Genomic DNA, 12,349 nt, shown 5'->3' on the forward strand with positions numbered 1-12,349 from the left:
GCGCTTCTTCGTTTCCGAAAGGGAACCTCTTCCTAGACGATGCGCTCAGGATGCGCGTACACGTTGAAGACGTCGCGCTTGGCGAATCCGACTAGCGTGACGCCCCAACGCTGGGCCAGACGCATCGACAAGCTTGTGGGCGCACCGGGAGACGCAACAACAGGGCAGCCGAGACGAATCACCTTCACGATGATCTCGCGCGGCACCCGGCCGCTGAATAGGAGCATCTTATCCGACGCATCCACCCCGTTCAAGAAGCACCAGCCGACCAGCTTGTCCAAAGCACTGTGGCGCCCGATATCCTCGAACCATGCAACCACCCCGCACTGGTCGACCAGAACCGCGCTGTGCACGCCGCCCGTGCGCCGAAACAGCAGCGAGCGGTCCTCCAGAAGAGCCATGCGCTCGACCACCTGAGCCGCTTGCAGCGTGAGATCGGACTCCATCGGCAAGAACCCTTCCGCATCGCACGAGGGATCTCCGCCGTCACCACGCTCGAACACTCCGGAAATCACCACCCCGCCGTCGCGCAGCGTTTCGACGTGTCGGCGACGTCGACGCGAAGCCCCGGCAACATCGACACGCACCGACACCGCACCCGAATCCAGATCGACGTCTATAGCGCTCACCTGCTCAGGATCCGTGACAACACCCGCCAAGAACAAGTTGCCTGCGACCAGCTCGCGCACATCCCAAGGCGAACATGTCGTGTCGCACTGCCGTGCGCCGTTCACGAACACGGTCAACTCCGCCTCCTGGATGACCGAATCGTCCCGCTTCGAAAAGCGCGCGTCTTCGTACCGCACGATAGGCATATGCGTGCATGCCGAAACCTTGGACTCCGTATCGACAAGGGCAAACGAACGGCTGCGGATCATGGAGCACCTCTTTTCAACCGATCGCATTCGCAACTCCGAGCGGGCGGCGCCCCGAAAAGGCCGCCGCCCGGAGAGGGAGGGAAGGCGAGATCAGGCATTCACCTTGTTGGGAAGGTACCAAACCGAAGGATTCGCCCCTTCGTCGGGAAGCAGCTGGAAGCCGGCGGCGGATTCGGCCTGCTTTTTCAGCGTTTCCAAGTCGCCGAACACGCGCGCGCCAGCCGGACATGCAGCCACGCACGCCTGAGGCTCGTTGCCGCCTGCATCGATACGATCGACGCAGAAGGTGCACTTGTCAACGCGCCCCTGCGGCATGGCGGTATACATGACGGCTTCGTACTCGTTAAGCTCGGACCCGAAATAGCCGTCCTCGTTCTCGCGGTAATAGCGCGCGCCGTAGGGGCAAGCCATGATGCAGGATTTGCAGCCGATGCACTTCTCCTTGTCCACCACCACGATGCCGTCTTCGCGTTTGTAAGTAGCGCCCTCGGTCGGACACGCCTCGACGCAAGGCGGATTCTCGCAATGCATGCACAGCATGGGGACGATATGCATCGTTGCGTCTGGATACTCGCCCTCAAACTCTCGCTTGACATGGGAGCGCGTTATACCCGGAGGGGTTCCATGCGCCTCCTTACACGCTACGGCGCATGCGTGGCATCCCACGCATTTCTTCAGATCGATCAGCATTCCGTAAGCCATGGTTCACTCCTCCCTTTATGCGATCTTCTCAAGCTTGACGCGAATGCACTGGTCGAACGCCGAGCACACATGATCCATGCGGTCAGGGGTCTGACCGGGAACCAGATGCACAACGGGAACGCCCTTGTCCTTCGCAATGGGCATATAGGCCGACTTCGAACCCCAGTGCCCGCCGATGACGGCCACGCATTCGGAATGCACGCCCTCGGACGTAGCCAGCACGCCCTCCACCGATACGCCGTCGACCGTGACAAGCCTCACCTTATCACCGCTGGCGAACCCTTTCGCCCGAGCCGTAGCGGCGTTGATCTCAATGGTGTAGCCGTAAGGGTTCTCTTCATTGATCTCGTTGATCCAGGGGTTCTCCATGAGCCACGAGTCGGTGTTGATCGCATCGGTGTAATACACGGGGAGGATGTCGAAGCCAGGATCGGTCACCTCATACCCGCAGCCGGGCTTCCAATCGGGAAGAGCCTGGTAGTCGTCGACCTCCCACGGAATGCCCAGCTCGGCGACCTTGGCCTCCACCTTGCTCTTCGCCTCCAACAGGAAGTCGAAGTACAGCGGCACGCGGCCAGGTTCACCGTTTGCCCAGATGTACACTTCGTCAACGGTGCGAGGATGATCGTACACAGCATGCTCTTTCAGCCATGCGAAGTCGTGCTCTTCGTCGATGTTGGATTTTAAGATGGAATCGGCGAAAGCCTCTACGTCGAGCTTCTGGTCCATGGGTACCGAATACTCGTCCTTCACGCGGAACATGCCGTTAAGCGTGGCGATGAATTCGGCGTTCTTTCCGGCGCGACTTGCCAATTCTGCGAACAGCTGCCAGCTGGAAGGCGCGCCGTCCTTCGGCTCGACGACCTTCTGCCACACGGGAACGGTCCACGGATTTTCCAAACCGCCGATGACACGATGGTTGCCTGCTGCATGCGGCAGCGGCTCGGTGCGCTCCAGATAGCAGCATTCGGGCAAGATCACATCGTAGAAATAGGACGACTCGTTCAGAAACATATCGATGCCTACAACGTACTCGTAATTCTTGAAGATTTCAGCCTGTTCGTCGTAGTTGCCCCACCATTTGATGGGATTGCATGCATAGCAGAGAGCGACCTCGGCGGCCTGCGTGCGATACAGGTCGGGATGAGCCTGGGCAATGTGCTCGAAGTGGTTGTCGTCGGACATGGGCTGGAGTTCCATCATGCCCATGGTCGTAGGCGTGTAATCGCCTTCGTACACCTTTTTATAGTAAGAGTTCGGGAATGCAAGCAGCAGACCGGCGCAGTCGATGAGCCCCTCGGGCTCCCATAAACCGGGGCGCCACGACATGGTCGGGTTGTCGTCGGCCCAGCCGTTGCAGATGGGATCGAAACCGCAGAAGCCGCCGACGGAGTTCGTCGAACCGATGAGGTTGTTCAGGCTGAACACGGCCCAGCAGCTATGGAAAGCGTGCTTATGGCGCGTGATGCCGGAAAACGCGTCGACGGCAGCAGGGCGATAAGGCAACGTCACGCCGTCGATCTCGGTGGTCTGGCCGATGCAGGCCGCTTCGCCAAGCTCTTTGGCAACCTGGCGGATAGTGGCCGCGGGAACCGTGGTTATGCTCTCCTGGTACTCGGGCGTGTAGGTCTTCAGATGCTCTTTATACAGGGTGAATCCTGTCGAGCACTGCCTGCCGTCCACCTCGAACGTACCCTCGAGTTGGGGGGCGCTGCACCGATCGTAAGGCTTCGCCTCGCCGTCGGAATCCATGTACAGCGAATGCCCTGTCTTCTCGTCGAAGACGATGCGCTTGGTATCCAGGTCGACCAGAGAAGGGCCGTTGGTACGATTCGCAAGGAACTCGATGTCGATGAGGTTTTCCTCGTGAACGAGCACGTACGCGATGGCAAGCGCCGCAGCGGCATCGGTGCCGGGGCGAATAGGCACCCAGAGATCGGCTTTCTCTCCCGCAGCGCCCATATGCGGATCGAACACCACGTGGCGCAAACCGTTCTTGCGACGCTCAGCGAAAGGCTCGACGGTCATGTTGTATCCATGACGGGTAGCCGTGCCCGCATTGGTGCCGAACTGGACGACGTAGTTGCAGTTGACATAGTCGGGACGCGCATTGCCCGTCCCCGTGAACAGGTATTCTATCTGATGGACCCCGGCTCCGCAGATATCGGAGCAGCTGCCTTCGGCGTTGCCGTAGATCACGCCGAGTGCCGTATGGCGCACCAGAGAGCCGATCTGGCTAGCCACCATGGACATGCCGGTGACGGCGTGCGGGCCGCTGCGCTCGATAGCCGCCTTCATGTGCTCGTCCACCAACCCGTAGGCCTCGTCCCAGCTGATCTCCTCCCAACCCGGATCCTCGTCGAAGCCCTTCTTGGGATTCGTGCGCTTCAGAGGCTTGGTGATGCGGTTGGGATCGTAGAGTTGCATGATGCCCGACGCGCCCTTGCCGCATATATGCCCGCGGCCGATGGAGCTGTCGGGATTGCCCGTCAGTTCTACCACAACGCCGTCGATGACATGCGCTTTAATGGAGCAGTTGTTGAAGCACATGTTGCAGGTAGTGGGGATCCACTCGCCCGCTTTCGGATCGTAGGCCGTTTTCTCGACCCCCGCCGTATGCTCGGACTCCTTTTCGGCGCCTGGCGCGCAACCGACGATACCGCCCGCTAGCCCTACGCCGAGCGCAGTCGCCCCCGCGCCCGCCACAAAACCCCTTCGGCTGATTCCCATGCCGTTCTCGCTCATGGTGCTACCCCCTTCAGCTCGTCTACGAGGGCACCCGCAACTTCAGCGGCTGTCCCCTCCGACACCGCTTAGTGTCTGCTGTCAAGGTACTCTATAGTTCTATGACAGTCAATCACTTTAATTATCCTATCTTGAGCATGAAGAAGAGTGTGCGTAGCCCCGCTGCCTGCGCGCATCGGCCATGGAAATGCTGGACCAAGCGACGGCCCAGGCAGCATACGCGATTCGAAGCAGATGCTTCATGAAACATCTGCGCTAGTTTCGCCCTACTTCAAGAAGCTGTCGATATTGTTGAACGCTTCGCCGAACGCGCTCGGGGCAATGACGAGACCGCCCTTCTCTTTGACGCTCTCATAGATGAGGTTCATCGTGCGAAGTTGGAGCGCCTTGTCGTTGCGATCGTAGACAGCCGCCGCATCGACAAACATCTCGGAGATGTCTTTTTCGATTTCTGCGAGCAAGAGTCGCGCGTTGCGCTCGCGCTCCGCCTGCGCTTCCTTGGACATGGCATCCTGCAGCTCTTTGGGAATAGCGATGTCGCGGATCTCCACCGATACGACCGAGATGCCCCACGAACGCGTCTTTTCGTCGAGGATATCCTTGATCTCACCGTCCAGCTGCTCTCGCCGCGTGGCAACTTCGGCCAGATTGATGCGCCCCACCGCATCACGCAGCGCTGTTTGCGCGGCCCACCAAATGGCCGACGCGTAGTCCTCTACCTCGACGCAGGCGTCTTTGGGATTCCACACCATCCAGAACAGCACGGCATCGATATCGAGCGGCACAAGGTCGGCGGTCAACGCCTCCTCCGCCGTGAACGGCGTGGTGATCATGCGCTGGTCAATGTGCGCAGTAGCATGTTCTACCACGGGAACGACGAAATAAAGCCCAGGGCCAGCAATGCGGTTGAAGTTGCCTAAACGCAGCACCACGACACGCTCCCACTGCGGCGCAATACGAATGCTGAACGCGGCCACCGCGCCAGCCATCACCGCGACGATAACCACCGTCGAGGTAAGCATGCTCCAAAGCGCAGCGAGAATGGCACCCGCAACGATAAGGAATACCGATGCCGCAAAAATGTATACGCTGTTGCGCGAGGTTTTCCGCCCGACGGGCGCAACCATACCTTTCGGCCGGACGGCCGACTCCACGCGCTTTTCTTCGTTTCGCTTCGATTTGCTTCGCATGATGGCTCCCCCGTTGCCCCAACCCCTTGGCCCGCGCCCCTAAGCTCCGCCCCCTAACAGCAATATCTGTTCGCTCACCAGGTCATGGATATCCTCGGATGTCAAACCCTTAGCAAGAGCCTGCTGGACGAAATCGATTGCAAGCGCCTCGACGTCTTGGCCGACAGCCGACAGATCGACATCCTTGAGGTCAGACACATACGTGCCACGTCCGCGCTTCGTGAAGATGTAGCCGTCACGCTCGAGATCCTGATACACTTTGTTGATGGTGTTGTAGTTCACACCCAATTGAACGGAAAGCTCGCGTACGGAAGGGAGACGCTCGCCACGTTCGTACTTTCCTGAAGTGATGAGGAACACGAGCCGCTTTCGAATCTGAATCCACAGAGGGACGCCGCTTCTTTCGTCCACTTGGAACGAACCCATGGCGTCGAACGCTACTTCTCTTTCGATAGTCTTCTCAATCATAGTGATTGTCATAGTATCACATATCGCAATGACAGACTGGCTACATCCAGAACGATAGCAGACTCATGTCGACGAGACAGAAGCGCTCGGCGGCCACGAGAAGGGAGAACCGCAGGCAGATGCCTCCGAGCAGCGTGCTCGCAGCCCCCACGACGAACAGTGAAGGGTTGGGCGAACGCAGGCATTCGACATCCACCGATAGCGGCACCACGATCCCCGCCAACACGACACCCAACCAAAACAGCATTGCAGAATGTCCCGATAGCAACTCAGCAGCCGAATGAGCGGCAGCTTCGTCGCCCATGAGCGAAACGACGATGAACGCCGCAATGGCGATAGCCTCGATCGCAACGAGAACCGCATCGAGCCGAAGCAGACTAGCGAAACCCCCGATCGTTTCATCGCGCGAAAACCTGAAGAAGCCTATGATCGTCAGCACGGCAGCTCCGGTTGCCAACGCCGACGCGACGAACACGATCGGCACAAGCGGTGAGTTGAGAAACGGCACGGCCGGATAGAGCGAGAGAAACACGCCGGCATACAGCACCACGAACAGAGCCAGCAAAGCGGCGAAGACACTGACCACGGTTTCGGCAACGCGCAAACCCGGCCCATCATCCGCGAACCCCATTAAAAACGCCGCGAACGCCGTCGCGCAGAACAACGCAAGTGCCCACGCCCCCGCTGAAAGCAGACTGCCGGACGGGGTAAGGAACAATCGGAAAGCCTGATCGGGAGCCCCTAAATCGAGCGTGAGAAACACCGTTCCGAGCGCGACGAGTACCGGGCCAGCCAGCAAACCCGCATCCGTCACCGCGCTGGCGCCGCGCAGCCACGATCGATTGCTGACGCGCAGTGCAAAGTCCACGAACGAACCGAGCAGAAATGCACCCCCTCCCGCACCCGCAAGAAACAGATACCACGCGATATACGAACTGACCATGACGAGCGCGCTCCCCTCGGCGATCGATGACCCCCTGCGCCCATTGTACGCCATCCGCACGGCAGACCTCAACGAAACGGAAAAGCGACGAAGAGCCGCACGGGTGCCACCTCGTCGCAGTAAAGAACCGGGCCGCAAGATGCGACCCGGTTCTTTACTGCGCGTCCACGTCGATGGGCGCGTTTTCCGCGTCACCCTTGCGGTGCTTGCGATCGCGCCACCAGCGGGACAGGCTATGCACGAGCCACTCCACTACGGGAATGGTGAGAAAGGCCACCCAGGCGGGATGCGGCTGGTTCAGCACGAACGCCATCCAGCAGAACCAGGCCACCACCGCGATGGGATACGCGCCCGACACCAGCGGCGCGAGGCGCTTGCGCCCGATGGCGTGACCCACCATGTAGTACAAGGGAATGGTCAGGAACAGAAACAACCCCATGGCCCACGCGCTGTTCAAAATGCCCAGCAGCAGGTACACGACGATGACCACGAGCGGATACGGGAACTTCACCCACGACTTCTCGAACTCGCGTAGGTAGTGCTTGCGCACGGGAATAGACTTCCCCACTTCGTCACCGTACTTGGCGCGAGCATCGTCGATGCTGTCGAAGCGCTCGCCCCGCACGGTGTAGCCGCACGGCTCGTACCAACGCTCTTCGCGATCCCATCCGTGATGGTACCGTGCATGCGCGTCCTGCCAGCTGTCGAACTGCTCGCCGTTAATGACCACCTTGGCGCCGTCGATGACCACATCATCGTCGCCTGCGCTGTTGCCGGGGCTCTTCACGTGCACGCCGTCCCAACCCACGTGCACTTCCTCGCCCTTCTTGGCGTCTTTCACGTGCACGCCGTCGCGCCACGACACGTGCACGTACTCGTCTCCGTCCTCCACGTGAATCCCGCCGGGACCGATGTGCACCTTGCCCTTCTTGCCGGACGATGCGGCTTCGGTTCCGCCCGACGCATCGGAGGCCGCAGCCACATCGGCGGGCGCTGGCGGGGGATCTGCAGGGGAAGCCGTCGCAGTCTCCTGCTCGGCCTGGCGCTTAGCGGCGCGATCGGCCGCCTCGAACGTGACGTCGTCGCGAATCTCTTCGTCGACGTACAGCAGATCGTCCAGCGACAGACCGTACAGCTGAGCCAGCGCGATGAGGTTGTCGGTGTCGGGGGACGACTCGGAGCGCTCCCACTTCGACACGGCCTGCCGCGACACGCCCAGACGCGCGGCGAGCGCCTCCTGCGAAAGCCCCGCCTGCTTGCGGCGCTCGGCCAAGCGTTGCGCGATCTCTACGTTCATGGTGTGCTGCCTTTCTCGTTTCGTCCATAGTAGCGTACCGAAAAGACTACGGTTGCGAGGAAGCGAGCGCGACCTATTTCAGTTGGAATTTTCCGCAATTATTGGTTGCGGAACGTTTGAACTGGGAAAAGAGAAGCTCCCCGGCGCTACAGCTTGCGCTTGCTGATGTCGAAGACCACCCATACCGACAGCACGGCCGCCCCCAGGTAGCCGAAGAACGCGAGCACCGGCACACCCAGCAGACGAGGCTCCATCGACGACAGCGACAGCATGCTCGATCCGATGAACAGCCCGGCTATGATGATGCCGATGGTCAGACGGTTGATGATCTTGGCCAGCTTCGACAGCGGCGCCTCGCTGCCCAGCACCTCCATGTTCATCTTCAGCTGGCCGCGCGTGAGCATCTTGAGCGTTTCGCCGGAATACCGTGCCGCGTCGAGCGCGCCGTGCGACGACGAGCGCAGCGCGAGAGCCAGATCCTGCATGGCCTGCACAAGCTCGTCGCCCTGGTTCTTCGAGCGCTGGATATGGGCGTTGATGATGGACACGACGTTTTGGTTCGGGATGAACGGCGCGATGGTACCCTCCAGCGTGACGATGCCGCGCGACACGCTGGTGATGGAAGACGGCAGCGTCACCTTGCACGACCGCGTGAGCATGAGGATGTCGTTCAGGAACGCTCCGATGTCGATATCGGCCACATCGCACGAGCCGTAATCGTTCAATAGCAGGTCGAGGTCGGCCAAAAAGCGCGTATGGTCGATAACCGAATTGTCCTTCGCGATGGCAAAGGACAATAGCGCATCCTTGAGCTCGGACGAGCTCTCCATGCCAACCGCCTGGATGATATTGCCGAATCCGGCGCGATCGCGCGGCGACAAACGACCCATGATGCCGAGGTCGATGTAGACGATCTTGCCGCTGCGAACGAGAAGGTTTCCCGGATGCGGGTCGGCATGGAAGAACCCGTGATCGAGGATCTGCGAGGCGTAGTTGTCGAGGATCTTCTCGCCGATCTCCTCGAGGTCGTAGCCCGCATTCCGCAGACGGTCGGTCGCCAGGATGGGAATGCCGTCGATGTATTCCATGACCAGCACGTACTCGCCGCACAGCTCGGTATGCACTTTCGGGCAATCGATGAAGGCGACGCCCTTGTTCAGGCGCGCGAATTCCTCGAGGTTAGCGGCTTCGCGCTGGAAGTCCGTCTCCTCGAGGAACGTGGCCCACAGCTCTTCCACCACGTCGCGCAAGTCGAGCATCTGCTCGTCCTTCATGAAACGCGCAGCGTAGCGCGCCACCATGCGCATGATATCGATATCCTGGGCCATCGTGGTCTTCACGCCGGGGCGTTGGATCTTCACGGCCACGATCTCGCCCGTGACAAGGCGCGCCTTGTGCACCTGGGCCAGCGAGGCGCTTCCCAGCGGCGTGGGATCGATGGCGTCGAACACGTCGCCCTGCGCGTCGCCGTAGATGTCGTCGAGCGCCTCGAGGATGGCCTCGAACGGCAGCGGGTCGCACTCCATCTGCAGCTTCGCCAGTTCGTCGCAGTACGCCTTCGGCAAAATCTCCGAGCGCGTAGACAGCGTTTGGCCGATCTTCACGAAGCTGGGGCCCAGGTCCTCCAGCATGGCGCGAAAGGCCTCGGGCGTGAAACCCTTCAGGAAGTGGTGCTTCCGCAGGATATCGGATATTTCCTTGAGGCGCCGCGTGCGTGTCTTCCGATTCAGATGGAACCGATCCTCGGGATCGACCTCCGAACCGGAGCTGAAAAAATAGCGCAGCAGCGTGTTCTCCGGCATGGACGGGCAGCTCGCAGCCGTGCGCTAGGCGCCCGGCGTTTGCGGCGCGGCAGCCGAAGCCGCCTCGTTGTCGACGGACACCGCGGAAGCGTCGCCCACTTCAGCCTCGGAAGCCGACTTCGCGTTCGCCTTCTCGGCGAACTCGGCAGCCTTGGCGACGAACGCCGCACGCTCCTCCGGCGTCATGGCGGCCATGCGAGCCTCCAGCACGTCGTAGCGCACGCTTGCAGCCACGTCTTCCGCCTTATGCTTCAATTCGGTGTTGATCTGCTTGCCCTGATCCACGGTGAGCTCGCCTTTGGAGATGAGCTGATCAACCAGATCCTTGGTTTTTTCGCCGGTTATGGCCATCGCGCCGATGCCGGCCAGGAAGATGTCTTTGAATCCGTCGCTGAGGGTAGCCATACGAGCCTCCTATGCTTGCGATTCACCGTCCGCGACGCGGACGGCCTCTGCATCCATGATGCACCAAATCGACGAAAAGGGCAATGCTCGCAACGCGAGCATGAGCGAAGCCGTCAAAGGAAGGTTGCCGCTTGTTCGCCTTGCGACCGCCCCGCCGAGGTCGACGGGGCGGCAGGCTTCGACCGGAGTCGGCCGATCGTCAGCCGCGCGTCATATGCGGCGGCCTGCGTCCGATGTCGGAGCGATACAGCTCGCTCAGCAGCTGCGCAACGCTCGCCTCGCTCGTCGAGCTCCCGCCTTTCGCGACGCGATCTTCGTCGCGAGCGGACGCCTCGGCCATGCCGAGCTGCTTCATCAGATTCTTCGCTTCGTCATTGGACAAGGGTTTCGATGCCATCAGACATGCACGCTCCTCCCGTATGGCGACAAGCTGTCAAGGCAGTTGTTACTACCTTAGTACTATAAAGAAGGATCGCGGGATGACGGGCGAGCAACCAACAATCGGTTAGACGTGGCCAGACGAAAGGAACGTTTCGCGGAAGCTTCGCTCACAGACGGCAGAAACGAAGCGGCGAGCGGAGACCGTCCGCTCGCCGTTCAGGATGCGAACAGGGGAACCGCATGCAGAAAAGACGCTTTAGGCCGCGCGCTCGGAAGCGAAAGACCGGCGCTCGGAAGGCGCAAGGTGGGACAGCTCCACTCCCGCCAGGGACGATTGAGCGCCGAACTCCGCGCCTTCGAACCACCCTTCCTCCAACGCGAGCGCATGCTCGGCCTGCGGTGCGAGCGAAGCCGCAGGCGCGCTTTGGCGACCCTCCACCCATGTGGCGGCTACGACGCTTGCCACGATGACCACGGCGCCAGCCATACCAGCCGCAGAAAGCGCTTCGCCCAGCAGCATGAACGAGAACGCCGCAGTGAACACGGGCTCGCCTGTGAGCAGCAGCGACACGGTGGAGGACGGCAACTCCGTCAGCGCCACGTTCTGCAGCATGAAGGTGAGGCAGGTGCTGAGCAGCGCCAGAAAGGCGATAGTGCCCCAGGCTACGGGCTGCACGGCCGCCACGTTCACGGGTGGCTCGAAAACCAGCGCGCACGCAAGAGCCACGACGAACGAGGCGACTATCTGCGTTCCCGCCACCGTGGTGGCGTCCAGCTGCTCCAAGCCGCGCTCGCCGAACACGAGCGCGCCGGCCAACGCCACGGAGGACAGCAGCGCGAGGATCTCGCCCAAGCCGAACGAAGGAGCTCCCCCGTTGCTGCACAAGAGGTAGAGCCCGACCACGACCGCCGCCTGGAACGGCAGGAAGGCCAGCGGATAACGACGGCGGTTCACCAGGCACGACAACAGCGGCGCGAACACCACGGGCAACGCCACGAGGAAGCCCACGTTGGTGGCCGTGGTCAAGTCGAGCGCTACATTGCAGGTGAGATACGCCAGCGCCATGCAAAGCGCTGCGGGCATCCAGGCGCCGATACGCGCGCCCTTTAGCTGGCGCACGATGCGCGGGCCGAAGAAGATCGCGAACACGAGCGCGGCCAAGCCGAACCTGATGGCGAGGCACCACATGGGCGTGATGCTCTCGTACGCCATCTTCGTGATAGCGTTACCCGATCCGAAGATAACGGTCTGCAGCACGACGCACGCGACATAGGGCCAGCGCTTGCTACGAGTTTTCACGGGGTGCCTCCTTTCGATCCGCAGCTTGCACGGCGCTCGGCAGCGCAAGACTCTCACGTCCCGCCCTCGCGGAACTTCACTGGATGATGTTCTAGGGTTGCTGGCACATGGTATGGGTTCTCCTGATAAAAGTAAAATGAGATTATCTTTTTAAGATTTTAAGAGTTTCTTGTTATTCCTTTTCAAGCTCCGTATAGTGACATACATCGAAGAACGGTGTGAAGATATTGTGAGCAAG

The 12,349-nt window shown here is 60.8% G+C and carries 11 protein-coding genes; all 11 read right to left on the bottom strand.

The window, feature by feature from the left end:
- Positions 1-32: 32 nt before the first annotated feature.
- Entirely contained in the window at positions 33-878 is an 846-nt protein-coding gene (fdhD, locus tag GT590_RS10265; RefSeq protein WP_161171074.1) for a formate dehydrogenase accessory sulfurtransferase FdhD, read from the bottom strand.
- Positions 879-968: 90 nt separating this feature from the next.
- A complete protein-coding gene (locus GT590_RS10270; RefSeq protein ID WP_057385305.1) occupies positions 969-1,580 on the bottom strand; it encodes a 4Fe-4S dicluster domain-containing protein in 612 nt (203 codons plus the stop codon).
- 15 nt (positions 1,581-1,595) lie between these two features.
- Positions 1,596-4,325, bottom strand: a complete 2,730-nt coding sequence (locus GT590_RS10275) for a molybdopterin-dependent oxidoreductase (protein WP_161171075.1) — start codon at positions 4,323-4,325, stop codon at positions 1,596-1,598.
- A 266-nt stretch (positions 4,326-4,591) separates the two neighbouring features.
- The gene (locus GT590_RS10280; RefSeq protein ID WP_015761191.1) at positions 4,592-5,515 is read right to left on the bottom strand and encodes a slipin family protein; all 924 of its coding nucleotides are present in this window, start codon (positions 5,513-5,515) and stop codon (positions 4,592-4,594) included.
- Positions 5,516-5,554: 39 nt separating this feature from the next.
- Positions 5,555-5,983 carry a GntR family transcriptional regulator gene (locus tag GT590_RS10285; RefSeq protein ID WP_021410740.1) on the bottom strand — a complete coding sequence of 143 codons (429 nt, stop codon included), beginning with the start codon at positions 5,981-5,983 and terminating at the stop codon, positions 5,555-5,557.
- Positions 5,984-6,023: 40 nt separating this feature from the next.
- The gene (gene nrfD, locus GT590_RS10290; protein WP_114557928.1) at positions 6,024-6,926 is read right to left on the bottom strand and encodes an NrfD/PsrC family molybdoenzyme membrane anchor subunit; all 903 of its coding nucleotides are present in this window, start codon (positions 6,924-6,926) and stop codon (positions 6,024-6,026) included.
- Between the two features lie 154 nt (positions 6,927-7,080).
- Positions 7,081-8,223, bottom strand: coding sequence for a helix-turn-helix domain-containing protein (locus GT590_RS10295; RefSeq protein ID WP_114556874.1), 1,143 nt, complete (start codon positions 8,221-8,223; stop codon positions 7,081-7,083).
- A gap of 146 nt (positions 8,224-8,369) precedes the next feature.
- Complete coding sequence (locus tag GT590_RS10300; protein WP_021410757.1) at positions 8,370-10,025, bottom strand: AarF/ABC1/UbiB kinase family protein; 1,656 nt, start codon at positions 10,023-10,025, stop codon at positions 8,370-8,372.
- Between the two features lie 24 nt (positions 10,026-10,049).
- Positions 10,050-10,430, bottom strand: a complete 381-nt coding sequence (locus GT590_RS10305) for a phasin family protein (RefSeq protein WP_009306562.1) — start codon at positions 10,428-10,430, stop codon at positions 10,050-10,052.
- 199 nt (positions 10,431-10,629) lie between these two features.
- Positions 10,630-10,827, bottom strand: coding sequence for a hypothetical protein (locus GT590_RS10310; RefSeq protein WP_009306564.1), 198 nt, complete (start codon positions 10,825-10,827; stop codon positions 10,630-10,632).
- A gap of 240 nt (positions 10,828-11,067) precedes the next feature.
- Positions 11,068-12,111 carry a DMT family transporter gene (locus GT590_RS10315; RefSeq protein WP_009306565.1) on the bottom strand — a complete coding sequence of 348 codons (1,044 nt, stop codon included), beginning with the start codon at positions 12,109-12,111 and terminating at the stop codon, positions 11,068-11,070.
- Between the last annotated feature and the right edge of the window lie 238 nt (positions 12,112-12,349).

Source organism: Eggerthella sp. BIOML-A1, assembly GCF_009875595.1.
GTDB lineage: Bacteria > Actinomycetota > Coriobacteriia > Coriobacteriales > Eggerthellaceae > Eggerthella > Eggerthella lenta.